This is a genomic window from Pigmentiphaga sp. NML030171 (genome assembly GCF_002188635.1).
GTDB lineage: Bacteria > Pseudomonadota > Gammaproteobacteria > Burkholderiales > Burkholderiaceae_B > Pigmentiphaga > Pigmentiphaga daeguensis.
Genome location: NZ_NINX01000043.1, coordinates 106,937 through 131,640, shown reverse-complemented (window position 1 = coordinate 131,640; position 24,704 = coordinate 106,937). Strand labels below are relative to the sequence as shown.

Sequence of the window (24,704 nt, the reverse complement as noted above, 5' to 3'; positions counted from 1 at the left end):
GGATGAAATATTAGGAGTGGTTGACCGACCATGGCGAAAACGACAGGCAAGACGCTGACTGTGAACAAATCCAAAGCCGAAGGGCAAGACAAGGCCAAGGAGAAGGCTGCGTCCAAGACGGCGGCCGCCAGCGGCGTCAAGGTGACGGTCAAGTCGGCTGGCAGGGCCCGCACCAAGCTGCTGGACCCGCAAGCCGCCGCCCCGACGGTCGACGCCGACTTCGACGCCGTGGCCGAGCCCGCCGAGAAGGCCAAGCCCGCCGCCAAGGCGGCCAAGAAGGCCACCAAGACGGCGGCCAAGACCGCGACCGCCGCCGACAAGAAGAACGCCGAGAAGAAGCTGGCTGAACTGCTGGCCAAGCCGGCGGGCCGGCGGCCGGGCCGTCCGCCCAAGGACGCCAAGCAGGCCGAGTCCTCCGGCAGCGATTTCGACGATGTGGGCGATGGCGACGTCGACGCCGAACCGATTCCCGAAATCAAGATCCCCAAGGGACGGGGCAAGCGCGGCAAGGCGGATCCCAAGGACCTGATCGCCCGCGGACCCGTGACGCCCGAGGAATACGAGGCGCGCCGCAATCGCCTGAAGCTGCTGATCAAGCTCGGCAAGGACCGCGGCTACCTGACCTATGGCGAGATCAACGACCATCTGCCCGATGACCTGGTCGATGCCGAAGCCATCGACGGCATCATCAGCACGTTCAACGACATGGGCATCTCGGTCTACGACCAGGCGCCCGATGCCGAAACCCTGCTGCTGAACGAGAACGCTCCGGTCGCCTCGTCCGACGACGATGCCGAGGAAGAGGCGGAAGCCGCCCTGTCCACGGTCGATTCCGATTTCGGCCGCACCACCGACCCCGTGCGCATGTACATGCGCGAGATGGGCTCGGTCGAGCTGCTGACCCGCGAAGGGGAAATCGAAATCGCCAAGCGCATCGAGGACGGCCTCAAGCACATGGTGATGGCGATCTCCGCCTGCCCGACCACGATCAACGAGATCCTGGAGCACGCAGACCGCGTCCGCGCCTCCGAGATCCAGATCGACGAGATCGTCGACGGCCTGATCGATCCGAACGATGGCGAGGAATATGCCGGTTCGGGCGTCACCTCGTCGTCCGACGATGACGACGAAGAGGGCGACGACGCTCCCGCCGGCGGCATGAGCAGCAAGCAGGTCGAAGAGCTGCGCGTGAAGTCGCTGGAGAAGTTCGAAAGCGTCAAGCGCTGGTTCGACAAGATGCGCCAGGCCTACGAGCGCGAGGGCTACAAGTCGGAAGCCTACATCACCGCCCAGGAAACCATCCTGGAGGAAATGATGGGCATCCGCTTCACCGCGAAGATGGTCGAGCGGCTGGCCGACACGCTGCGCGCGCAGGTCGAGGAAGTCCGCAAGCTCGAGCGGGCGATCATGCAGATCTGTGTGGACCGCGCCGGCATGCCGCGCACGCACTTCATCAAGGCCTTCCCCGGGCACGAGACCGACCTGGAATGGGTGCTTGGCGAAGTCAACGCCGGCCACGATTATTCCGAGACGCTGTCGCGCCAGATCCCGGCCATCCAGGAACTGCAGCAGAAGCTGATCGACCTGCAGGCCCGCGTGGTGCTGCCGCTGAAGGACCTCAAGGACGTCAACAAGCAGATGGCCACCGGCGAGGCCAAGGCCCGCAAGGCCAAGCGCGAGATGACCGAGGCCAACCTGCGCCTGGTGATCTCGATCGCCAAGAAGTACACGAACCGCGGCCTGCAGTTCCTGGACCTGATCCAGGAAGGCAACATCGGCCTGATGAAGGCGGTGGACAAGTTCGAATACCGTCGCGGCTACAAGTTCTCGACCTACGCCACGTGGTGGATCCGGCAGGCCATCACCCGTTCGATCGCCGATCAGGCGCGCACCATCCGCATTCCGGTGCACATGATCGAGACGATCAACAAGATGAACCGGATCAGCCGCCAGATCCTGCAGGAAACGGGCGCCGAGCCCGATCCCGCCACCCTGGCGCAGAAGATGGACATGCCGGAGGACAAGATCCGCAAGATCCTGAAGATCGCCAAGGAGCCGATCTCGATGGAGACCCCCATCGGCGACGACGACGATTCGCACCTGGGCGACTTCATCGAGGACACCGCCACGCTGGCGCCCTCGGACGCGGCCTTGCACGGTTCGATGCGCAACGTCGTCAAGGAAGTGCTGGATTCGCTGACGCCGCGCGAGGCCAAGGTGCTGCGCATGCGTTTCGGTATCGAGATGAGCACCGACCAGACCCTGGAAGAGGTGGGCAAGCAGTTCGACGTGACGCGCGAGCGCATCCGCCAGATAGAAGCCAAGGCGCTGCGCAAGCTGCGCCATCCGAGCCGGGCCGACAAGCTCAAGAGCTTCCTGGAAGGGCAGTAGAGGGGTCCCCCCCCTACGCCCTTACGGGCGCCCCCCAGGGGGCGATGCGGGTGGACCGGCGGAGCCGGATCCACCGCATCCTGTGCCTAGTTCCTTTATCTCGGGTTGTGGCGCCGGTGCTTCGCTGGCTGCCCAGTGATATCAACGGTGCGGAGCACCGCATGGCTGCTTTGATCCAGGGCGCCGCGGATCCGGCTTTGCCGGTCCGCCAGCGCCGCCCCCTTGAGGGGGCGCCCGAAGGGCGTAGGGGGTGGGGTTTTTTATAGCCCATGCTGCGCCCGGTACTGGGCCGCCTGGGCGGCCAGCCACTGCGTGAACAGGTGCAGGGGTTCGTGGTCGGCCTTCCACTCGGGCAGGACCAGGTAGTAGTTCTTGTCCCGCACCGATTCGCGTTCGCAGGCGACGATCAGCCGGCCCGATGCGAGTTCTTCTTCCACGATCAGCCGTGGCACGAGGGCGATGCCCTGGCCGTGCACGGCAGCTTCCACCAGCATCGAGAACAGTTCGTAGCGCGGCCCGCCCAGGTCGTGCGGATGGCTGACGTTTTGCGCGGCGAACCATTGCCGCCAGGCGTAGGGGCGGGTGCTTTGCTGCAGCAGCCGGTAGGCCGAGAACTGCCCGGGCATGATGCGCTTGCGCACGCCCAGCAGCTTGGGCGAGCACACGGGGACCAGCTTCTCCGGCATCAGGAAGACCGCCTCGGTGCCCGGCCAGGGGCCGTCGCCGGCGTAGATGGCGGCGTCGAAGGGGGTGCCCTCGAACAGGAAGGGCCGGCTTTGGGGGGTGATGTTCAGGACGATGTTGGGGGCGTGGCGTTCGAAGTCGGCCAGGCGCGGCAGCAGCCAGCGGGTGGCGAAGGTGGGCACGGACGCCAGTTCCAGCACGCCGCCTTCGCCGCGCCGGGCCATCAGGTCCAGGGTGTCGCGCTCGACCTCGTCCAGGCGGCGCGCCACGGTCTCGCCGTAGGTCTGGCCGGCCTGGGTCAGGGTGACGCCGCGCCGGGTGCGGCGGAACAGCTTCAGGCCCAGGAAGGATTCCAGGCCGGCGATCTGGCGGCAGACGGCGCTCTGGGTCAGGGCCAGTTCGGCCGCGGCCTTGGTGAAGCTCTGGTGGCGCGCGGCCGCCTCGAAGGCGGCCAGGGCGGCGGTGCTGGGCAACTTGCGGCGCATGAGGGGGCCCCGGAATCGTCAGTCTCTACTTTACCAAGTGCGGAAAACGCACAGATAAGTGAAAAGAACTCGTTTGGCGTAGTGCTCGAATCCGTATATCTTGCAGGAAATTCGCCGGGAGGACACGGTGTCTCCTGTTTCCCCAACTACTTGCGAGACATGAATCTTATGCACAAGCCTGCACAATTCAACTGGGCCGACCCCTTGCTGCTCGACCAGCAGCTGACCGACGACGAGCGCATGGTGCGGGAAGCGGCGGCGGCATACTGCCAGGACAAGCTGATGCCGCGCGTGCTGGAGTCGTTCCGCAACGAGCGCACCGATGCCGCCATCTTCCGCGAGATGGGCGAGCTGGGCCTGTTGGGGCCCACCATTCCCGAACAATACGGCGGCCCCGGCCTGAACTACGTCAGCTACGGCCTGATCGCGCGCGAGGTCGAGCGCGTCGATTCCGGCTACCGGTCGATGATGAGCGTGCAGTCCTCGCTGGTCATGGTCCCCATCCATGAGTTCGGTACCGAGGCGCAAAAGCAGAAATACCTGCCCAAGCTGGCCACCGGCGAGCTGATCGGCTGCTTCGGCCTGACCGAGCCCAACCACGGTTCGGATCCCGGCTCCATGATCACCCGCGCCACCAAGGTGGACGGCGGCTACCGCCTGAGCGGCGCCAAGATGTGGATCACCAACTCGCCGATTGCCGACGTGTTCGTGGTCTGGGCCAAACTCAAGGACGAGGACGGTAAGGACAACATCCGCGGCTTCATCCTGGAGAAGGGCTGGAAGGGTCTGTCGGCCCCCGCCATCCACGGCAAGGTCGGCCTGCGCACGTCCATTACCGGCGAGATCGTCATGGACGAGGTCTTCGTGCCGGAAGAGAACTACATGCCCAACGTGGCCGGCCTGAAGGGGCCGTTCACCTGCCTGAACTCCGCACGCTACGGCATCGCCTGGGGCGCGCTGGGGGCCGCCGAGTACTGCTGGCACACCGCCCGCCAGTATGTGCTGGACCGCAAGCAGTTCGGCCGTCCGCTGGCCGCCAACCAACTGGTGCAGAAGAAACTGGCCGACATGCAGACCGAGATCACGCTGGGCCTGCAAGGCTGCCTGCGCCTGGGACGGATGAAAGACGAAGGGACGGCTGCGGTGGAGATCACCTCCATCATGAAGCGCAACTCCTGCGGCAAGTCGCTGGACATCGCCCGCGTCGCGCGCGACATGCTGGGTGGCAACGGGATTTCCGACGAGTTCGGCGTGATCCGCCACGTCGTCAACCTCGAGGTGGTCAACACCTACGAAGGCACGCACGACATCCATGCGCTGATCCTGGGCCGCGCCCAGACGGGCATCCAGGCCTTCTGCTAGGCCTTACGAGGCGCCGGGCGGCGCCTCTTTCAGCTTGCGCCACAGCGTGGCGGGGCTGATGCCCAGTATCCGGCACGCCGCCGCGCGGTCGCCATGGCAGGCGTCCAGCACCCGGCGTGCGTGGGCGGCCTGGCTGGTCCGGGCGATCTCGTCCAGCGGCGCGAAGGCGGCCTCGCCTCCGGCGGCGGGCGCCTCGTCCCCGCCGCCGTACAGCTCGGGCACGGTGATCTCCAGTTCCAGCTCCAGTTCCTTGCGGCCGATCTTGCGGCCCGCATGCGATACCGCCACCCGTTCCAGCACGTTTTCCATCTCCCGCAGGTTGCCGGGCCAGGCGTATTGCGCGCACCGTGATCGGACGAAGGCCGGCAGGCGCACGGGCCGGGCCATGCCCAGCCGCCGCTGCGCGCGGGCGTAGAGTTCCTCGGCCAGTTCGTCGATGTCGCCTTCGCGCTCGCGCAGCGGCGGCATGGCGATGCGCAGGATGTTCAAGCGGTAGAACAGGTCCTGCCGGAAGTCGCCGGCGCGCACCATGGCTTGCAGGTCGCGGTGGGTGGCCGCGATCACCCGTACGTTGACCGCCACCGGTTCCAGCGCGCCTACCGGCAGCACCTGCCGCTCCTGCAGCACGCGCAGCAGGCGCACCTGCAGCGCCAGGGGCATGTCGCCGATCTCGTCCAGGAACAGCGTGCCGTTGTGGGCGGCCTCGAACAGGCCGGTCTTGCCGCCCTTGCGCGCGCCGGTGAAGGCTCCTTCTTCGTAGCCGAACAGTTCGCTTTCCAGCAGGGGTTCGGGGAAGGCCGCGCAGTTGATGGCGACGAAGGGAAAGTCGCGGCGGGGGCTGGCGCGGTGCATGCCCTGCGCCAGCACCTCCTTGCCGGTACCGCTCTCGCCCTCGATCAGTACCGTGGAGCTGACGCCGGCGTACAGCCGGGCCAGCTCGCGCACCCGCTGCATGGGTCCCGAGCTGCCGAGCAGGTCGTCCAGGTCGTAGCGCGTGCCCGACGGCCGCGCCGGCGCGCCGGTACGCAGGTTGCGGTCCACCCGCTGGATGGCCTGGGCATCCTGGGCCGTGACCACCGCGCCCAGCAGTTCGCCGCCGCTCAGGATGGGGATGCGGTTGAGGATCAGCACCTTGTCGCGCACCTTCTGGATGGTCTCCAGTTCTTTCTGCCCGTGGCGCAGGGGGCCGTCGAGCGAGATGGCCGGCGCGGCTTCCTCCAGCGGCTGGCCGATGGCCTGTTCGCGCCGCAGGCCCAGCAGCCGCTCCATGGGCGGATTGAGCGACTGGATGCGGCCTTCGGCGTCCACCGCGGCCACGCCTTCGTTCAGGTGGGACAGCACCGTGTTCAGGTATTCGCGGCGGCGCTGTTCGATGCGCGCGAGCCGGGCCGCCTCGATGGCGTCTTCCATTGCGACGCGGATCGAATTGCTGGAGTAAAGGAAGACGCCGGCCAGGCCCTGTTGCTCGGCCAGGTCCGAAACCAGCCCGGGGCCGACGATGACCTCCAGTCCGGCGCGCTTGAGCGCCTTGACCTGCGCGGCGGCGTCCTCGGTCGTGACGTAGCTGTGGCTGGGGAAGTCCAGCCCGAAGGCCTGCTTGAAGGCTTCGGTCTCGGGAAAGGTGGAGGCGTGCGTGACCAGGGCCAGGCGGCTGGACAACTGCCTGGCGGTGGTCAGGGCGTGCATGACGTCGAAGCCCGTGACCTTGATCAGGATGACCGGCACGTCCACGTGCTGGCGCAGGTAGGCGCCGTTCGAGCCGCCCGCGACCACCGCATCGACCAGGCCCTGGCGCGCCGCCTCGTTGATCGAGCGGGCCGCCGTCTCGAAGCCTTCGTCGACGATGCGGAAATCGGCTTGTCCGGCATATGCCGGAGCCAGTTCGGCGAAGGCGCGGGAGACGCGGCTGATGCCCATGGTCCAGATGACGGGCCGGGATTGCGAGCGGGGGGGAAGCGCGGCAGGGAGGTCCATGGCAAGATCCGTATTGCAGATTTGATTATATAGATTTCAAATGTGAAATGAATCTGCCGTCAAAGGCGGGCGGGCGAGTCCGTCGACGCCTGGGACGCCGCGGGCAAAGCCTGTGGCCATGCGGCCTGGCGCGGGGAAGGGGCGGCCCTGGCCCACGCATGGCACGGTCTTTGCAGTAAGCTGAGTTTTCCCTAGTCCGAGTCATCGCCATGACCTCCTCACGACCCGCCTCGCCCGGCGCCCGCTTCCGCCAGGCGCTGCGCGAAGAACATCCCCTGCAGATCATCGGCGCCATCAACGCCAACCACGCCTTGCTGGCCAAGCGCGCGGGCTTTCGCGCCGTCTACGTATCGGGCGGCGGCGTGGCAGCCGGCTCGCTGGGCATGCCCGACCTGGGCATCAACACGCTGGACGACGTGCTGATCGATGTGCGCCGCATCACCGACGTGTGCGACCTGCCCCTGATGGTGGACATCGATACCGGCTTTGGCCCCTCGGCCTTCAACATCGCGCGTTCGGTCAAGAGCCTGATCAAGGCCGGCGCCGCTGCCTGCCACATCGAGGACCAGGTCGGCGCCAAGCGCTGTGGCCACCGTCCGGGCAAGGAAATCGTCTCGGCCGCGGAAATGGTGGACCGCGTCAAGGCGGCGGCCGATGCCAAGACCGATCCCGACTTCTTCCTGGTGGCGCGCACCGACGCGATCGCGGTGGAGGGGCTGGACGCCGCCATCGAGCGCGCCCAGGCCTGCGTGGAAGCGGGCGCCGACGGCATCTTCGCCGAGGCCGCCTACGACCTGCCCACCTACCGCAAGTTCGTCGACGCCGTGAAGGTGCCGGTGCTGGCCAACATCACCGAGTTCGGACAGACGCCGCTGTTCACGGTGGAGGAACTGCGCAGCGCCGACGTGTCCATGGTGCTGTATCCGCTGTCCGCCTTCCGCGCCATGAACAAGGCCGCGGAAACCGTCTACACGGCCATCCGCCGCGACGGGCACCAGAAGAACGTGATCGACATGATGCAGACGCGCGAGGAGTTGTACGATCGCATTGGCTATCACGCGTTCGAACAGCATTTGGATGCATTATTCAAAAAAGGGGGCCCTAAGAAGTAGTACCTCCTACGCGCTGACGCGTCCCCCCAGGGCGCCGCGGATCCGGCTTTGCCGGTCCGCCAGCGCCGCCCCCTTGAGGGGGAGCGGCCGAAGGCCGCCAGGGGGTGGACCTCAACAGTAGTAACAACTGCCAAATGGAGCGAGTGAGACGATGAGCGCAACGGTATCGAATCAGAAAGACCAGCCGGCCGCGGGGCCGAAGCCGAAGAAGTCGGTGGCCCTGTCGGGCGTGATGGCGGGCAATACCGCCTTGTGCACGGTGGGCCGCAGCGGCAACGACCTGCACTATCGCGGCTATGACATCCTGGACATCGCCGATGAGTGCGAGTTCGAGGAGATCGCCTATCTGCTGGTGCACGGCAAGCTGCCCAACCGCAACGAACTGGCGGCCTACAAGACCAAGCTGAAGGCGTTGCGCGGCCTGCCCGCGAACGTGAAGGCGGCGCTGGAATGGCTGCCCGCGGCCAGCCACCCCATGGACGTGATGCGCACCGGCGTGTCGGCCCTGGGCTGCGTGCTGCCCGAGAAGGACGACCACAACCTGCCCGGCGCGCGCGATATCGCCGATCGGCTCATGGCCTCGCTGGGATCGATGCTGCTGTACTGGTACCACTACAGCCATCGCGGCGAGCGCATCGACGTCGATACCGACGACGACAGCATAGGCGGGCACTTCCTGCACCTGCTGCACGGCAAGCCGGCGCCCGCCTCGTGGGTGCGGGCCATGCACACCTCGCTGAACCTGTACGCCGAACACGAGTTCAACGCCTCCACCTTCACCGCCCGCGTCATCGCCGGCACGGGCTCGGACATGTACTCGGCCCTGACCGGCGCCATCGGCGCGCTGCGCGGACCCAAGCACGGCGGCGCCAACGAAGTCGCCTTCGAGGTCCAGAGCCGCTACGAGACGGCCGACGAGGCCGAGGCCGACATCCGCCGCCGCGTCGAGAACAAGGAAGTGGTGATCGGCTTCGGCCACCCCGTCTACACCGTGTCCGACCCGCGCAACCAGGTCATCAAGGGCGTGGCCCACCGCCTGTCCAAGGAGTCCGGCAACATGCGGCTGTACGAGATCGCCGAGCGCCTGGAATCGGTGATGTGGAGCGTCAAGAAGATGTTCCCCAACCTCGACTGGTTCAGCGCCGTCAGCTACCACGAGATGGGCGTTCCCACCGCCATGTTCACCCCGCTGTTCGTGATCGCCCGCACCGCCGGCTGGTCGGCCCACATCATCGAACAGCGCATCGACAACAAGATCATCCGCCCCAGCGCCAACTACACCGGCCCCGAAGACCGCAAGTTCGTGCCGCTGGCCAAGCGCAAGTAAAGAAAAGACCGCTTCATTCCTGCAATAACCAACATCCTTCAACCCATCAAACCCGCAAAGCGCAAACCGCCCATCCAGGGCACCGCGGATCCGGCTCCGCCGGTCCGCTGGTGCCGCCCCCTGGGGGGCGCGCGAAGCGCGTAGGGGGGGGCCCCATGTCTTCTATTTCCACTGTCCGTCCCAAACCCGACCAGGTCCTGGTCGACATCGTCGACTACGTCCTGAAAAAGCGCATCACCAGCAAGCTGGCCTACGAGACCGCGCGCAACTGCCTGATCGACACCCTGGGCTGCGGCCTGGAGGCGCTGGAATATCCGGCCTGCACCAAGCTGCTCGGACCCATCGTTCCCGGCACCGTCGTGCCCAACGGCGCCAAGGTGCCCGGCACCCAGTTCCAGCTCGATCCCGTGCAGGCCGCCTTCAACATCGGCGCCATGATCCGCTGGCTGGACTTCAACGACACCTGGCTGGCCGCCGAATGGGGCCATCCCTCGGACAACCTGGGCGGCATCCTGGCCACGGCCGACTGGCTGTCGCGCCAGGCCGTCGCCGCAGGCAAGAAACCGCTGACCATGCGCGACGTCCTGACCGCCATGATCAAGGCCCACGAAATCCAGGGCTGCATCGCGCTGGAGAACTCCTTCAACCGCGTCGGCCTGGACCACGTGGTGCTGGTCAAGGTCGCCTCGACCGCCGTGGTCGGCCAGATGCTGGGGCTGACCCGCGATGAACTGATCAACGCCGTGTCCCTGGCCTGGGTCGACGGCCAGAGCCTGCGCACCTATCGCCACGCGCCCAACACCGGCTCGAGGAAGAGCTGGGCCGCCGGCGACGCCACCAGCCGCGCCGTGCGCCTGGCGCTGATCGCGCGTACCGGCGAAATGGGCTATCCCTCGGTGCTGAGCGCCAAGACCTGGGGCTTCTACGACGTCCTGTTCAAGGGCCAGCCCTTCAAGTTCCAGCGCCCCTACGGCAGCTACGTGATGGAGAACGTGCTGTTCAAGATCTCCTACCCGGCCGAGTTCCACTCGCAGACCGCCGTCGAATGCGCGATGGACATCCACAAGCAGTTGCAGAAGCAGGGCCGCAGCGCGGACGACATCAAGAAGATCACCATCCGCACCCACGAGGCCTGCATCCGCATCATCGACAAGAAGGGCCCGCTGGACAACCCGGCCGACCGCGACCACTGCATCCAGTACATGGTGGCCGTGCCCATCCTGTTCGGCCGCCTGACCGCCGGCGACTACGAGGACGAGATCGCCAGGGACCCGCGCATCGACCAGTTGCGCGACAAGATCGTCTGCGTCGAGGACCCGGCCTTCACCAAGGACTACCACGACCCCGAGAAGCGCTCCATCGCCAACGCGCTGACCGTGGAATTCAAGGACGGCAAGAAGCTCAAGGAAATCGTCTGCGAATACCCCATCGGCCACAAGCGCCGCCGCAAGGACGGCATCCCGCTGCTGGAAGCCAAGTTCCGGACCAACCTGGCCCGCCGCTTCCCGGCCAAGCAGCAGGACACCATCCTGGGCGTGTCGCTGGACCAGCAGGCGCTGGAGGCCATGCCGGTGCATGAGTACGTGGATCTGTACGTGATCTGAGCGGTCCTCCGGCCGAGAGCGCAACTCGGTGTAGAATTGCGCCCTCGGGCCTCTAGCTCATGCCTGGTTAGAGCAGCGGACTCATAATCCGTTGGTGCTCGGTTCGACTCCGAGGAGGCCCACCAAAGAATTACTCAGGTATCAAGCACTTGGCGCCACCCTGACCGGTGGCGTTTCTTTTTGCGCGATGCCGTTTGACCAAAATCGATCCGTTCCCTGCCGCCAAGCTCCTTGAGCACCATGAGCGGCGTGCCGCGCTGAACGTGCCAGCTCGGCCAGGTGTGCCGCAGGTCGTGGAAGTGGAAATCCTCGAAGCTGGGCCGGCTGGCGGACCACCGCGACGTGCATAGGAACACCGCTACCAAACACAACGGGCTGATCATGTCCCGGCTACGGGGACTGCGGGGCAAGGGCAGCGAGCGCGCCACGCCGAGGGTGGAGAACCCAGGCCATGCAGACGATTACCGAGGCGCTGGATGCGGCCGGGCTGCTAATCGTGGAATGGTGGCGCTGTAGCTACAAAAATAGATTGCCACTCCCTAATTATGTAGCTACAATAATTAAATGGAAATCACATTCGACCCTGCCAAGGATCAAATCAACCAGAGCAAGCATGGCGTGTCCTTGGCGCTCGCAGCTCGGATCGATTGGCCCGAAGTGATGTCGAAACCTGATACCCGGCACGACTATGGCGAACTTCGAGAGATCGGGTATGCGGTTATCGAACAACGCCTGTTCTGTGTCGTGTTCACGCAGCGTGGCGATGTGATGCATGTAATCAGCCTGCGCAAGGCGAACTCCAGGGAGGTGAAGGCTTATGCCGAAGCTTAAGAAAGGGCTCATCATGCCCACCCCAGACGAGGATGCGGCGATCAACGCCGGCATCGCCGCGGACCCTGACACCTACGAGCTGGGCAAAGAAGAGTTCAAGCAACTGCGGAAAGTTGGGCGCCCGCGCGCGGCTCAAACGAAAGTCCAACTCACGGTCCGTTACGATCAGGAGGTTGTGGACGCGTTCAAATCCAGCGGGCCAGGTTGGCAGTCGAGGATGAATGACGCGCTGCGGGACTGGCTCCGGGATCACCGGGCACGGGACCTTGTGCAAAAGACGTAAAAAACGTGGTCATAGGTCTTGGAGCCATCGACGTTCCTGTACCGTGCGCTCCCCCGAGTGGCGGCGAGGATTCCCGCACATCCAGCAGCTACATGGCGTTGGGGTATCGATGACCTTGCTCCGCTCAGCTTCCCCGGTCAGTTTGTGACCCCACCAATAGGCCCGCTTTCGCCGCAGCCTGGCGCGTGCGGCGCGCCGTTCCGCTTTTCCTGACATGGTTTTCCTCGCACATTTTCATACGTTGAATGTGCGAAAGCCCGCTCAGGGGCGGGCTATGGGCGGAATGCTGGCTTTGTTGTGTCGGGCAGCCAGCGGCCCCGCGTCGGCAGCCCATCCCGGTTTCGCCATGGCGGGGGTGGGCAGTTCGCCGTGCTTCTTTTCGATCGAAGGGAAGTAGGACGCCGGACCGGTGACTTTTTCTTGGGTTGCCATGTTGGCCTCGGTAGCATATATCGAGAGCCGGCCAGCCTGTGAGGCGACCGGTGTCACCGGTACGACGAATGAAGGCGGCCGGAATCGACAGCTCATAGGGCCGATTCCGCGCCTTGGCTCCTGTAGCCTCGCGCCAGCCACCCCGTGGCCAACTCATCCCCATTCAGCGCCGGCGAAAAATAAAACCCTTGTCCCAAGGTAAACCCGATCTTGCGCAGCTGGTTGCGCTGGACCTCGGTCTCGATGCCTTCGGCGACCATGTCCAGGTGCATCGCGCTTCCCAGCCCATAGATTGCCTGGCAGACGATTTCGGCATCGTCGCTGGCGCCCAGGTCGTCGATGACGCTCTTGTCGATCTTGATGCAGTCGAAGGGCAGGGCTTTCAGGTGGCCGATGTTCGAGGCGCCGCTGCCGAAATCGTCCAGGGATAGCGGGAAGCCCAGGGCCTTGAGGCGGTTGAGTACGTTGATCGACAGGTTGGGGTTCGTCATCACGGAGGATTCCGTCAGTTCGAACTCGATCTGCGACGGGCTCAGGCCGTGGCCCAGCACGCAGCGCAACGATTTTTCGGGAAAGTCGTCGTCCAGCAGTTGTTTCGCGGAAAGGTTGACGGCCGTTACTGGCGGGACGAAGCCGCGCCGGCGCCACTCGACGAGCTGGCGACAGGTTTCATGTAGCACCCAGTCTCCCAGGGGGACGATGAGGCCCGAGGTTTCCGCCACGGGAATGAATTCGTCGGGAGCGACCTGGCCCAGCGCCGGGGAATGCCAGCGGCACAATGCCTCGACGCCGTGGAGCTTGCCGGTATCCAGGTGGACCTTGGGCTGGTATTGCAGGAGGAATTCGTTGCCGGTCTCGACCGCGCGCCGCAGTTCCACCTCCAGTTTCATGGGGCGGACGGCTTGTACGACGGTGTTTTCGTCGTAGACCTGCAGCCGGTTTTCTCCCAGCGTGATGGAGCGCGCCAGGGCCTGGTTGCCGTGCGCGATGAGGGTTTCGAGGGCATCGTGGTCGCCCGAGGACGAGCTGATGCCGATGTTCAGGCTCAGGTGCAGGTCGCGGCCATGGGAGTGGAAGGGGCGGCGAAAGGCGGCGAAGACGTCGTCGACCAGCGCGACGGTCTCGTCCAGGGGATCGGCCATGACGAACAGGCCGAAGGTGCCGTCGTCGAAGCGCGCCAGGGTGGGGTTCTTCACCACGGCCTCGAGCCGGCGGGCCGCCTCGGTCAGCAGGGACTCGGACAGGCGCGGTCCCAGCGTCACGCTGACGTTGCGCAGCCTGCGGATGGATATCAGCAGCACGACGATCTTGTCGTCGGAGCCGGCGAGTTTTCGAAGCGCGGCATCCAGTTCGAGCCAGAAGCCGGCCCGGTTCAGGAGGCCGGAGGCGCGATCCCGGACCAGCAGCGTCCTGACCAGGTCCTGCTGTTCGTTGAGTTTGCGGCCCAGGTTGGTCTTCTGCTGAATGAGGATGAGCATGCCTCCCGCGATCATGGTCACGCAGAACTGGGAAAGCGGCATGACGATCAGCAGCGATCCGTGCACCTGGGCCAGCCACAGCGCGGCGATCTGGTTCAGCGAGGCCCAGGCGCCCATCGTGGCGAGGGCGCGCGCCGAGACCGCGCCGGACTCGGGTACCAGGCCGCGCCAGCGCGCCAGGAAGACGATGCCCAGGAAGATGGTGGCCAGGACGGCCACGCCTATGGGCGCCACGGGGCCGCCTATCCAGAAGCGGGTGACGGCGCCGATGGCCAGGGCGACGACCGCGGGCAGGGGGCCGCCGAACAGGTAGGCCAGCACCAGGATGGCGCCCCGCATGTCGGCGATGGTGTGCTGGCCGTGGTGGACCGAGGACATCATGGCCAGCCACATCGCGGCGCCGAACAGCACCGACATGTGGAGGTTCCCCTGCCTGCCGCCGGGCAGCCATGCCCTGAGCGCGACATAGACCGAAGTCAGCGCGATCGGAGTCAAGGCGGACAAAAGGAGGGGGAACAGGGTGTTCATACGTTCCCGCGCGGAAGGTGCGACTCCTCACCCCCGGCGCGGCGGATTACGGTCTGGCTTCAAAAGTGTAATCGCATGATCGATCCTTGACGTGGTGGAACGGTATTGTCAGGAACCCTTATCTTGGTCCTCCCTGGATGCCGGTTTCCTTCCGCCACACATCGTCCCGCGGCATGCTGGGGTTGGCCGGCCGCCGGTCGTAGTAGGGGATCAGCGGCACGTACAGGCCGTATAGTCGGCGCAGCTCGCCGATGGGCTCGTCGTGTTCGTCCACCCGCAGGTCGACCCAGGCGTAGGACTTCCTGTTGTGCACCAGCAGCGCGGCCGAGTGCTGGCCGGCCACCTGGCCGCCGGCGTCGCGCGCGGCTTCCAGCACGCAGACCAGGCGGTCGGCCAGTTCCAGGTCGGCGTGCCGTTCGAAGGCCTCGGACATGGCGGTGAGCGTGCGCTCGCTGGTCAGGCGGTTGCCCAGCACGACATAGTCCTGCTTGGCGATGTGGCCCTTCCAGTCCTCGTTGTCCTTGCCGGTGACGGCGGCGGTCCGGCCGTCCTTGTCGATGACGGCGATCTGCCGCCAGGCGATGTTGTCTTCCCCGTCGCTTTCGATGATGTCGTTCAGCACCTTGCGGGCGGAATAACCCTGTTCCAGCAGCGACAGGCCCAGCGGCCCCAGGCGGGGGTCGCCGTTGGCCTGTACGACCAGCCCCCCTGTGCCGGGCCGCAGGAACGGGCACTTGGCGCCGATGGCCATGGGACGCGTGGCGATGGCGATGCCAAACATGCCCGTGCGCGGGCAGCGGGCGATCACGGAAAACGTCATGGATACCTCCTTGGGGCGGGGTGGTGGCTAGTCGACCTTGACGTTGGCCGCCTTGATGATGGCGGCCCACTTGGGGATCTCGGCGCGCAGGTAGGCATCGAACTGTCCGGGGCCGGCGCCGATGATCTCGGCGCCGAAGCCGTCCATGCGCGTCTTGATGTCGGGCGAGGCAAGCGCCGCGGCGATGTCCTTGTGCAGCCGTTCGACGATGGGCCTGGGCGTGCCGGCCGGCGCGAAGATGCCGAACCAGACGGCCACGTCGTAGCCGGGCAGGCCCGCCTCGGCCACCGTGGGCAGGTCGGGCAGCGACGCCGACCGCTTGGTGCCCGCCACCGCCAGCGCGCGCAGGCGGCCGGCCTGGATGTGGGGCAGCAGGGCGGGCGGGTTCTCGAAGGCCATCTGCACCTGGCCGGACAGGAGGTCGTTCAGCGCCGGGCCCGTGCCCTTGTAGGGGACGTGGACGATGTCGACGCGGGCCAGGTACTTGAAGAGTTCGCCGAACAGGTGCTGCGAGGAGCCGTTGCCGGTGGACGAGAAGTTGAGCTGGCGGGGGTGGGCCTTGGCATAGTCGATCAGCTCGGGCACCGACCGGATCGGCAGCGAGGGATGGACCACGAGGATGTTGGGCACCACGGCGGCCAGCGTAACGGGCGCGAAGTCGCGCATGGGATCGTAGGGCAGCCGGGGATACAGGCCGGGCGCGATGGAGTGGGTGGGCGAGCTGCCCATGACCAGGGTGTAGCCGTCGGCCGGCGCCTTGGCCACGTAGTCCGAGCCTATGGTGCCGGCCGCGCCGGGGCGGTTTTCCACGACCACGGGCTGGCCCAGCGATTCGGTCAGCTTCTGCGCCAGCGCCCGGCAGAAGATGTCGTTGGCGCCGCCGGGCGCCCACGGACTGACCAGCTTGACCGGTCGCGCCGGATAGTCCTGCGCGGCCGCCTGGCTGCTTCCTATGGCTACCCCCAGCAACAGGTAGCGTGACCACTTCGACAACTTGCCGTTCCATCTGCTCGAGCGCATGGCGTGTCCTTGGAAAGACGACGAGGAATCAGTTGCCGGCTCCCGTCTTGGGATAGAGGGTGGCCGTGTATCGGTAGCGTTCGGGGTGATAGACCGCATCGACGATCTCCACCGGCCGGTTCTGTATGTCGTAGTAGATGCGGGTGGCGCGCAGCACCGGCGTGTTCCGGGGGATGCCCAGGCGGGCGGCGATCTCTCGGGTGGCGGCCAGGGGCTCGACGAGCTGGTCGGCGTGGTCGATGCGGACGTTCAGGCGGGTCTGCAGGTATTTGACCGGCGGCAGCGGACCGGCCACCTCGGCGGCGCCTATGCCGTCGGCCACGTGTTCGGCGAAGTAGAAGTGGGCGTAGTCCAGCGGTTCGGCGGGCGCCACGTGGTTGACCGCGCGCACGCATTTCCATTGCTGCGTGCCCAGGCCGAAGAGTTCGCGCAGCCTGGCCGGCAGGGGCGTCCAGGCCTCGTCCACGACGGTGACCTGGTTGCGCGGCAGGACCTCGTCGATCACGCCTACCAAGGTCACGTCCTTGGTGGCCCGGCGCGGATCGTTGACGAAGGTGCCGACGCCGCGGCGGCGGACGATCAGGTGGCGGGCCAGCAGTTCCTCGACGGCCTTGCGGACGGTGATGCGGCTGACGCCGAACTCGCGGCACAGGCTGTCTTCCGGGGGCAGGGCATCCCCGGGGGCGAGCTGGCCGCTGGCGATGCGCTGGATGAGGTGCTCGGCCACCTGCCGGTACAGCGGTGCGCCGCCTTCGGCAAGCAGCGGATTGGGAAGGTTCATGCGTAGGTCATGCCGTCATGATGTGTAGTGATCATGACGGCATGACATCATGATGTCAAGGGCGGGCCATCGTCCCGGTCCGTTCCATGGCCGGCAGTAAGCGCCGCCGCCGCAGGTTCACCGCCAGCACCATCAGCGCCAATCCCATCGCGAACGCGATCGCCAGGGTCGGCCCGATGCGGTCGGATTGCGCCAGGCCGATGCCCGCCAGCGTGGCGCCGAGCGACTGGCCGCCCACGCGGGCGATGGCCTGCATGCCGCCGGCCGCGCCGACCCGGTCGCGCGGCGGGCTGGACAGCATGTCGTGCGTGTTCGGCGCCTGGAACAGGCCGACGGCGATGCCGCCCAGCGCCAGGCCCGGCGCCAGCAGCAGGAAGAGGTGGTCCGGGGCCAGCAGTATCCACGACAGGCCGGCCACCATGACGATGGCGGCCGTGGCGCACAGCGTGGCCGCGCCGAAGCGCGCGAGCAGGCGGCTGGCGAAGAAGGTGGTGACGGTGGCGCCGATGGGCCATGCGGTCAGCAGCAGCGCCGCCTGCGGCAGGGTCAGGCCCCGGTCGCCGTGGAAATGGAAGGGCAGCGCGATCAGGCTGGCCATCTGCGTCGCGAACATCAGCAGGGACGTGAAGATGGACAGGCGGAAGCGGACGATGGCGAACAGGTCCAGCGGCAGCAGGGGGCGGGAGCGGCGGGCATCCCGGCGTATCCAGGCCTGCCAGGCGGCCGCCGCCGCGAGCAGGACGGCCAGGCCCGTGGCGGGGTGGACGCCCAGCCGGTCCAGGCCGATGACGGTCAGGCTCAGGGCCGCGACGTTCAGGGCCATGCTGGGCAGGTCGAGCCGGGTCGGGCGGCGCGGCGTCGCGGGCAGGGCGAAAGCGCAGAACCAGGCGAGGGTGCCGGCGGGCAGGGCGATCGAGAACAGCCAGCGCCAATGCGCGACGGCGAGGATGGCGGACGACAGGGCGGGGCCCGCGGCGGCGGCCAGCGTCACGGCCATGGTGTTGATGCCCAGGCCGGTGGCGAAGAGGCGTGCGGGGTAGGCGGCGCGCAGCAGCGCCGCGGCACTGCTCATGATGCATCCCGAGCCCAGGCCCTGGACGATGCGGGCCGACACCAGCGTCCGGGCATCGGGCGCGAAGGCACAGGCCAGCGCGCTGAGCGTGAACAGCAGCAGTCCCAGCCGGAAGACGCGGGCATAGCCCACGCGTTCTCCCGCCGCGGCAAGCGGCAGCAGGCTGGCCACGATGGTGAGCTGGTAGGCGTTGAGCAGCCAGACGGATGCCGCGGGAGACATGCCGGTCTCGGCGGAGATCAAGGGCAGCGCGACGTTGAGCATGCTGCCGTCCAGCACGCTCAGGATGGCGGCAAGGGTGATGGCGCCGACCGCCACGGCGCGCCGCGGCATGCGCAGGCCGTCGTCCGCCGGCGCGGGGAAGGAGGGGGAGTCTGGTGCGGACACGCGGATGAGGCCTCGTGCGGCGCCCGGGGCCGGGCATCGCGGCAAACGACATGGGGAGCCCGCATGATGCACGCGGCGCAGGTCGCGGCGAACGAAGGATTGCGCATGACCTTATCCGCTTCCGGGCATGCCGGGCCGGTGCGAAAAACGCATGTCGATAGTCGATCTTATTTGTTCGCTTCAACGGACAAGCTGACTAAGCTTGCCGGTCTTCGCAACGACGACAGACAGATTCATGGAAGTCCAGGCCCTGACGCCGACCGTAGGCGTGCGCATTACCGATTTCAAGGCGTCCGAGGCGACGCCGTCCGACGTCGAACGGCTGAAATCCCTCATAGCCGAGCATTGCGTGATCCATCTGCCCGGCCAGTTCCTGGACGCCGGCGGCCTGGAGGATTTCGCCGGACGCTTCGGCGAACATTGGCTGGGTTCCTTCCTCAAGCCCATCGACGGGCATCGCCATGCGATTCCCATCAAGAACAACGGCAAGGCGCTCGCCATTTCCGAGCGCTGGCACGCCGACAGCACCTACGATCAGTTTCCTCCATACCTGTCGTTCCTGACGGCGATCGATCTGCCGCCGCTCGGGGGCGACACGATGTGGTGCAACCAGTACCTGGTCTACGAGTACTTGCCGGAGGGCGTGAAACGGCTCATCAAGCGGATCCGCGCGGTGCACTACAACCGCGGACAGGTCAAGGTGCGCACCGGCGCGAGCCGCGACGACCTGCCCGGCTTTGCGCATCCGCTGGTGATCCGGCATCCGGTCAGCGGCCGGCCGGTGTTCTACCTGAGCGCCCACGCCGAGCACCTGGAAGGGATAGGCAGGGAAGAGAGCGCGCTGCTGCTGGACTGGCTGCGCCGCTACAACGGCCAGCCGGCGTTCAGCTACCGGCACCGGTGGTCGGCGGGCGACGCGATCATCTGGGACAACCGCTGTACGACGCACTACGCCGTGCATGACTACGGCGACTATCCGCGCTACCTGAACCGCGTGACCATCGCCGGTTCCCAGCCCGAAGCCTATTTCGACATCGACTAGATCCCCATCCGGAATGCATCAGAGGTTCTTCACATGAATACCAACATCGCACGGCGCCGGCTGCTTGCCGCCGCCACGGCCGGCGTCGCGGCCGGCGCGCTGCCCCTGCCCGGCCTGGCGCAGGACTATCCGTCCAAGCCCGTCACGCTGGTCATCCCCTACCAGGGCGGCATCACCGAACAATTGGGACGGCTGTACGCCACCGAACTCGAGAAGGTATTGGGCAAGTCCGTCATCGTCGAGGTCAAGCCGGGCGCGGGCGGGGTGATCGGCGGCAAGTACGCGGCGCGCGCGCCGGCCGACGGCTATACGCTGGTCGTGACGTCCGGCCTGACGCAAGAGACCGCGCAGGGGCGGTTCGATACCTTCGCCGAACTGGAGGCGATCACCGCCATCACGTCGCAGGCCTTCCTGCTCTATGTCAAGCCCGACAGTCCGATCACGACGCTCAAGGACTACGTCGAGTACGCCAAGCGCCATCCCGGCAAGCTGTCCTACGGCAGCGTGGGGCCCAACACCTCGGCCCACATCATCGGCCAGACGCTGGAGAAGAGCGCCGGCATCAAGCTGGTCCACGTGCCCTACAAGGGCGGCGGCGCGCAGGCCCTGGCCGTGATGTCGGGTGAACTGGCCTCTGGCTATCTCACGTCGGCCTTCATCAAGCCTTATGTCGAAGGCAAGACCCTGCGGCCCATCGCGATCGTGTCGGACCAGCGCAGCGAGATCTATCCCGACGTGCCGACCATCGTCGAGGCCGGCTATCCCGATCTCGCGCCGGTCGGTTCGTCGTGGTTCGGCATCTTCGCGCCCAAGGGGCTGCCCGCGCCGGTCAAGGATGCGCTGGTCAAGGCGGCCGGCACCATCCACGATGCCGGTCCGGTGGCCGCCTTCGTGCGCAACTCCGGCGGAGTCCTGTTGACCGCCGGCCCGGCCTACGCGACGAAGAAGACCCAGGAGGACATCGACTTCTGGAAAACCTTCTACCGGACGCACGGCACGAAGTGAGTGCGCGGACGTGAACGGGGACCCCGCACCGGATCGCAGCTTCACCGAGGATCGCGCCGAGCGCGCGCGCCGGACGCTGCCCGCCGAACTTTGGGCCTATCTGTCGGGAGGCGCGGAGACCGGCGCGGCATTGCGCCGCAATCGCGACGCGTTGGATGCCGTGGCGCTGGTTCCCCGCGTGCTGGTGGATGTGACGGACATCGCGTGCTCGGCCTCTTTGCTGGGCCGCGAACTGTTGCTGCCGGTCATGTTGGCGCCGGTGGGGTCGCTCCACCTGGTGCATGAGCAGGGCGCGGCGGGCGCACAGCGGGCGGCCGAGTCGGCGGGCATCGCCTATGCGCTCGGCTCGGCCCTGCCCGACGCGGGTGCGCTGCGGGTGCCGCCGCGGGCCTGCGGTTTGTTCCAGCTTTACGTGGACGGCAACCAGGTCTGGCTGGACGAGCAATGCGCGGCGGCCGTCGACCGGGGGTACTCGGGCCTGATCGTCACGGTGGACGCGCCGGTGTTCCCGGTCCGCCCCGCCGATGTGGAAACCGGTAATCATGCCGCGCTGCGCAGCGTACGCGACACCAGCGCGCATCGCCGCTCCTTCGATTGGACCGCGCTGCGGCGGCTGATCGCCGCCCATCCCGGCATTCCGTTCTTCATCAAAGGCATCCAGGATCCCGACGATGCCGTTCGCGCCCGCGACCTGGGCGTGGCGGGCGTCTATGTCTCGAACCACGGGGGCCGGCAGTTCGACCAGGGCGCCGGTACGCTGGCCCTGCTCGGCCCGATCGCGCGGGCGCTGGACGGCAGCGCGACGCTGGTCGTGGACGGGGGCTTCGAGACCGGCAACGACGTGCTCAAGGCGCTGGCGCTGGGAGCGGACGTGGTGGCTCTGGGGCGCGCCTGTCTGTACGCCTATGCCCTGGACGGCGAAACCGGCCTGGCGGCCTATCTGTCCGCGCTGCGGCGGCAGATCCTCACCAATATGGCCCTGCTGGGCACGCCCACGCTGGCGGACCTGCGGGGCCTGAGGGTCCTCAAGCGCTGACGCGGCCGGGCGGCGCGCGGCGATCCAGCCATCACCTTTCAAGGCAGTCGAGTGGAAAGAGTCTATGTAGCGGTGTTTCTGGTCCTCGTGGGGGCGGGGGCCGTTCATTTGTCGATCGGCTACGGCATCGGCGATTCGCTGGAGCCGGGGTCGGGCTACTTCCCGATGATCCTGGGCGTGCTGCTGGCGCTCCTGGGCACGGCCATCGCCGTGCGCGAGTTCCGGGGGCGGCGGGAGGCGGCCGCCATCGGCCGGTGGCCGGTGCGGCCGCTGGCCTGCATCATCGGCGGCCTGGTCGTGTTCGCGGTGCTGCTGGGGGGCGGCGGGTCATCGGGATTCCGGGGCGCTGGGCTGGTGCCCGCCATGTTCGTGCTCGTGTTCATCACGGGGCTTGCCAATCAGCAACTGTCGTTCCGGGAGAATCTGCTGCTCTCGGCGCTGCTGACCGCGATCTCGCTGGTGATTTTCGTCGCTTTGTTCGGCCTGGCCATCCCGCTGTGGCCGTGGTCGTACTGAACCGGACTATCCATGGACCTGCTGCACAACATCGCCACCGGTTTTTCGCTGGCCCTTTCCGCCTCCAATCTGATGTACGCGTTGGCAGGGTGCCTGCTGGGCACGCTGGTGGGCGTGCTGCCGGGGCTGGGGCCCGTGGCCACCGTCGCCATGCTGCTGCCGGCCACCTACGCGCTCGATCCGATTCCCGGACTCATCATGATGGCGGGCATCTACTACGGCGCGCAGTACGGCGGTTCGACCACCGCCATCCTGATCAAGCTTCCCGGCGAGTCGTCGTCGCTGGTCACGACGCTGGACGGCTACGAGATGACGCGCCAGGGCAAGGCCGGAACGGCGCTGGCGCTGGCGGCCGTCGGATCGTTCTTTGCCGGCTGCGTGGGCACGTTGATCCTGGCGGCTTTCTCGCCGCAACTGGCCAAGGTGGCCTTCCACTTCGGGGCGCCCGAATATTTTGCGCTCATGTGCCTGGGCCTGATCGGCGCCATCGCGCTGTCTTCGGGCGACATGCTCAAGGCCCTGGCGATGACGGTGCTGGGCCTGCTGTTCGGCATGGTGGGCAGCGACGTCACCTCGGGCGAGACCCGCTTCACGTTCGGCTTGCTGGATCTCGAGGATGGACTGGAGTTCGCCATCGTCGCGATGGCCTGGTTCGGCTTCGGCGAAATCATCTGGAACCTGCACAATGCCGATCCCTCCCGGCACGTCGCGCCGCAGCGGGTTTCCCGGCTCAGGATCTCTCGGGAGGACATGAAGGCCGCCATGCCCGCCATTTTCCGCGGGTCGGCCATCGGTACGCTGTTCGGCGTGCTGCCCGGTGGCGGCGCCGTGCTGGCGTCCTTCGCGTCCTACACGGTCGAGAAAAAACTCGGCCCCAAGCCGGGCGAGCCCGATTTCGGCAAGGGCAACCTGCGTGGGCTGGCGGGACCGGAGTCCGCCAACAACGCCGGGGCGCAGACGAATTTCATTCCCATGCTGACGCTGGGCATCCCGTCGGGTCCCGTCATGGCGCTGATGATCGCTGCCCTGTCCATCCACGATATCCAGGCCGGGCCGCAGATACTCACCCGCAACGCCGACCTGTTCTGGGCGCTGGTGGCGTCGATGTGGATCGGCAATTTCATGCTGCTGATCCTGAACTACCCGCTGATCGGCATCTGGATACGGCTGCTGACCGTGCCGTACAAATGGCTGTTTCCCGCCATCGTGCTGTTCTGCACGATAGGCGTCTATTGCATCTCGAACAGCGCGTTCGCGGTCCTGTTGCTGGCCTTCTTCATTTTCTTCGGCTATGCCGCACGCAGGCTGCAGTTCGAGGGTGCGCCGCTCATGCTGGGTTTCATCCTGGGCGGCGACATGGAAGAATACCTGCGCAGGTCGTTGACGCTGTCGGGCGGCGACTGGTCGGTGTTCGTCCAGCGCCCGCTGTCGGCGACGTTCCTGGCCATCTGCGCGGGCACGCTTGCGCTGATGAGCCTGTCGTTCATCAAGGCCAGGCGGCGGCAGGTCTTCGTCGAGGCCGAGGCATAGATTCTCTGGATACTTTTTCATCATGAACAAGGTTTGCATCTTCGGCGCCGGGGCGGTGGGCGGATACATGGCGGCTCATCTCGCCCGGGCTGGCGTCGACGTGTCGGTCGTCGCCCGCGGCGAGCACCTGGCGGCCATACGCCGCGACGGTCTGAGGCTCATCGGCCACGACGGCGAGTTCACCGTGCGCGTGGCGGCCAGCGACCGTCCCGCCGACCTGGGGCCGCAGGATCTGGTCATCTCCACGCTCAAGGCCCACGGTCTGCCGCCGGCCGCGTCATCGATGCGGGCCCTGCTGGGACCCGATACGCCCGTGGTCTTCGCGGTGAACGGCATTCCGTGGTGGTACCTGGCGAACCTGCGCGGCGGTGCTCCCTCCGCGTCCAGGCTCGATCCCGACGGCACGCTGGCGCGCGAACTGGGCCTGGCGCGGACGCTGGGCTGCGTGATCCGTTCGCCCAACGAGGTCGTCGCGCCCGGCGTGGTGCGCAACAATTCGCGCGCCAGCAGTTTCGTGGTGGGCGAGCCCGGCGGCGCGCTGTCGCCGCGGCTCGAGCAGGTGGTGGCGCTGATGCGGCGCGGGCTGCCGGGCGCGGCGGCCACCGGGGACATCGGCCGGGAGATCTGGGGCAAGCTCCTGCTCAACGTTCCCAGTTCGCTGCTGTCCAGCCTGACCCACTCGCCATCGTCGGCCCTGTTTGCGGATCCCGCCACGCGCGAACTGTATGCCCGCCTGGCCCGGGAGGCGTGCGCGGTGGCGGCCCGCCATGGCGTCGCCATGGCGTTCGACCTGGAGGGGCAGGTGGCGGCCACGGGATCGAACCCGCATCCGCCCTCCATGTTGCAGGACCTGCTGGCCGGACGTCCGCTGGAGTTGGACGCCCAGCTATTCGCGGTCCAGGACCTGGCCCGGTCGGCCGGCGTGGACACGCCCATGCTGGACGTGATGCTGGCCCTGCTGGCGCACCGCGCGCACGCGCGGTCACCCGCCGCGCACGGATGAC

21 protein-coding genes, 1 tRNA gene and 1 pseudogene are annotated in these 24,704 nt (G+C 66.9%); 14 read left to right on the top strand and 9 right to left on the bottom strand.

All coding sequences use genetic code 11. From position 1 onward, the window contains the following. The first annotated feature begins 30 nt into the window (after positions 1-30). Positions 31-2,391 carry an RNA polymerase sigma factor RpoD gene (rpoD, locus tag CDO46_RS22635; RefSeq protein ID WP_243724448.1) on the top strand — a complete coding sequence of 787 codons (2,361 nt, stop codon included), beginning with the start codon at positions 31-33 and terminating at the stop codon, positions 2,389-2,391. A 260-nt stretch (positions 2,392-2,651) separates the two neighbouring features. Here rpoD and CDO46_RS22630 read toward each other — a convergent pair whose 3' ends face one another. Next, entirely contained in the window at positions 2,652-3,560 is a 909-nt protein-coding gene (locus tag CDO46_RS22630; protein WP_087840845.1) for a LysR family transcriptional regulator, read from the bottom strand. Between the two features lie 168 nt (positions 3,561-3,728). Between CDO46_RS22630 and CDO46_RS22625 the strand changes: the two genes are divergently transcribed. Further along, entirely contained in the window at positions 3,729-4,922 is a 1,194-nt protein-coding gene (locus CDO46_RS22625) for an acyl-CoA dehydrogenase (protein ID WP_087840844.1), read from the top strand. Between the two features lie 3 nt (positions 4,923-4,925). Here the strand turns inward: CDO46_RS22625 and prpR are convergent, their stop codons facing one another. After that, on the bottom strand, positions 4,926-6,896 hold the full coding sequence (prpR, locus tag CDO46_RS22620) for a propionate catabolism operon regulatory protein PrpR (RefSeq protein ID WP_087840843.1): 1,971 nt from the start codon (positions 6,894-6,896) through the stop codon (positions 4,926-4,928). A gap of 209 nt (positions 6,897-7,105) precedes the next feature. Here prpR and prpB point away from each other — a divergent pair, with 209 nt between their 5' ends. The 4 genes from prpB to CDO46_RS22600 all read left to right on the top strand — a co-directional run bounded on the left by prpB (position 7,106) and on the right by CDO46_RS22600 (position 11,064). After that, complete coding sequence (prpB, locus tag CDO46_RS22615) at positions 7,106-8,008, top strand: methylisocitrate lyase (RefSeq protein WP_087840842.1); 903 nt, start codon at positions 7,106-7,108, stop codon at positions 8,006-8,008. 151 nt (positions 8,009-8,159) lie between these two features. After that, positions 8,160-9,335 (top strand): 2-methylcitrate synthase, encoded by a 1,176-nt coding sequence (prpC, locus tag CDO46_RS22610; protein ID WP_087840841.1) that lies wholly within the window; start codon positions 8,160-8,162, stop codon positions 9,333-9,335. A 155-nt stretch (positions 9,336-9,490) separates the two neighbouring features. Then, positions 9,491-10,939 (top strand): bifunctional 2-methylcitrate dehydratase/aconitate hydratase, encoded by a 1,449-nt coding sequence (locus CDO46_RS22605; RefSeq protein WP_087840840.1) that lies wholly within the window; start codon positions 9,491-9,493, stop codon positions 10,937-10,939. A 46-nt stretch (positions 10,940-10,985) separates the two neighbouring features. Beyond that, a tRNA-Ile gene (locus tag CDO46_RS22600) sits at positions 10,986-11,064 on the top strand. A gap of 78 nt (positions 11,065-11,142) precedes the next feature. Here CDO46_RS22600 and CDO46_RS28455 read toward each other — a convergent pair. Beyond that, positions 11,143-11,247 (bottom strand): annotated as a pseudogene (locus CDO46_RS28455) (integrase); the annotation flags it as partial. A 256-nt stretch (positions 11,248-11,503) separates the two neighbouring features. On the opposite strand from CDO46_RS28455, the gene CDO46_RS22590 reads away from it, so the two are divergent. Together CDO46_RS22590 and CDO46_RS22585 are read left to right on the top strand one after the other, a co-directional pair. Beyond that, positions 11,504-11,770, top strand: a complete 267-nt coding sequence (locus tag CDO46_RS22590; RefSeq protein WP_087840839.1) for a BrnT family toxin — start codon at positions 11,504-11,506, stop codon at positions 11,768-11,770. Then, on the top strand, positions 11,757-12,053 hold the full coding sequence (locus CDO46_RS22585) for a BrnA antitoxin family protein (RefSeq protein WP_254914655.1): 297 nt from the start codon (positions 11,757-11,759) through the stop codon (positions 12,051-12,053). Before CDO46_RS22590 ends, CDO46_RS22585 begins: the two co-directional genes overlap by 14 nt. A 261-nt stretch (positions 12,054-12,314) precedes the next feature. Here CDO46_RS22585 and CDO46_RS28450 read toward each other — a convergent pair whose 3' ends face one another. From CDO46_RS28450 to CDO46_RS22560, 6 genes are all read right to left on the bottom strand, one after another. Continuing rightward, positions 12,315-12,485 (bottom strand): hypothetical protein, encoded by a 171-nt coding sequence (locus tag CDO46_RS28450; RefSeq protein ID WP_176400825.1) that lies wholly within the window; start codon positions 12,483-12,485, stop codon positions 12,315-12,317. A 92-nt stretch (positions 12,486-12,577) separates the two neighbouring features. Next, the gene (locus CDO46_RS22580) at positions 12,578-14,491 is read right to left on the bottom strand and encodes a bifunctional diguanylate cyclase/phosphodiesterase (RefSeq protein WP_087840838.1); all 1,914 of its coding nucleotides are present in this window, start codon (positions 14,489-14,491) and stop codon (positions 12,578-12,580) included. A 118-nt stretch (positions 14,492-14,609) separates the two neighbouring features. Next, on the bottom strand, positions 14,610-15,311 hold the full coding sequence (locus CDO46_RS22575) for a DUF1028 domain-containing protein (RefSeq protein ID WP_087840837.1): 702 nt from the start codon (positions 15,309-15,311) through the stop codon (positions 14,610-14,612). Positions 15,312-15,338: 27 nt separating this feature from the next. After that, positions 15,339-16,331, bottom strand: coding sequence for a tripartite tricarboxylate transporter substrate binding protein (locus tag CDO46_RS22570; RefSeq protein WP_087840836.1), 993 nt, complete (start codon positions 16,329-16,331; stop codon positions 15,339-15,341). A 28-nt stretch (positions 16,332-16,359) separates the two neighbouring features. Then, positions 16,360-17,112, bottom strand: coding sequence for a GntR family transcriptional regulator (locus CDO46_RS22565; RefSeq protein ID WP_087840835.1), 753 nt, complete (start codon positions 17,110-17,112; stop codon positions 16,360-16,362). 55 nt (positions 17,113-17,167) lie between these two features. Further along, positions 17,168-18,571 (bottom strand): MFS transporter, encoded by a 1,404-nt coding sequence (locus tag CDO46_RS22560; protein WP_140416901.1) that lies wholly within the window; start codon positions 18,569-18,571, stop codon positions 17,168-17,170. A gap of 235 nt (positions 18,572-18,806) precedes the next feature. On the opposite strand from CDO46_RS22560, the gene CDO46_RS22555 reads away from it, so the two are divergent. From CDO46_RS22555 to CDO46_RS22530, 6 genes are all read left to right on the top strand, one after another. After that, a complete protein-coding gene (locus tag CDO46_RS22555) occupies positions 18,807-19,613 on the top strand; it encodes a TauD/TfdA family dioxygenase (protein ID WP_087840833.1) in 807 nt (268 codons plus the stop codon). A 33-nt stretch (positions 19,614-19,646) separates the two neighbouring features. Beyond that, positions 19,647-20,618, top strand: a complete 972-nt coding sequence (locus tag CDO46_RS22550; protein ID WP_087840832.1) for a tripartite tricarboxylate transporter substrate binding protein — start codon at positions 19,647-19,649, stop codon at positions 20,616-20,618. Positions 20,619-20,628: 10 nt separating this feature from the next. Next, positions 20,629-21,654 (top strand): alpha-hydroxy acid oxidase, encoded by a 1,026-nt coding sequence (locus CDO46_RS22545; RefSeq protein WP_087840831.1) that lies wholly within the window; start codon positions 20,629-20,631, stop codon positions 21,652-21,654. Positions 21,655-21,726: 72 nt separating this feature from the next. Next, positions 21,727-22,170, top strand: coding sequence for a tripartite tricarboxylate transporter TctB family protein (locus tag CDO46_RS22540; protein ID WP_176400824.1), 444 nt, complete (start codon positions 21,727-21,729; stop codon positions 22,168-22,170). A gap of 12 nt (positions 22,171-22,182) precedes the next feature. Then, the gene (locus CDO46_RS22535; RefSeq protein ID WP_087840829.1) at positions 22,183-23,700 is read left to right on the top strand and encodes a tripartite tricarboxylate transporter permease; all 1,518 of its coding nucleotides are present in this window, start codon (positions 22,183-22,185) and stop codon (positions 23,698-23,700) included. A 22-nt stretch (positions 23,701-23,722) separates the two neighbouring features. Further along, positions 23,723-24,703, top strand: coding sequence for a ketopantoate reductase family protein (locus CDO46_RS22530; RefSeq protein WP_087840828.1), 981 nt, complete (start codon positions 23,723-23,725; stop codon positions 24,701-24,703). Position 24,704: the final 1 nt, after the last annotated feature.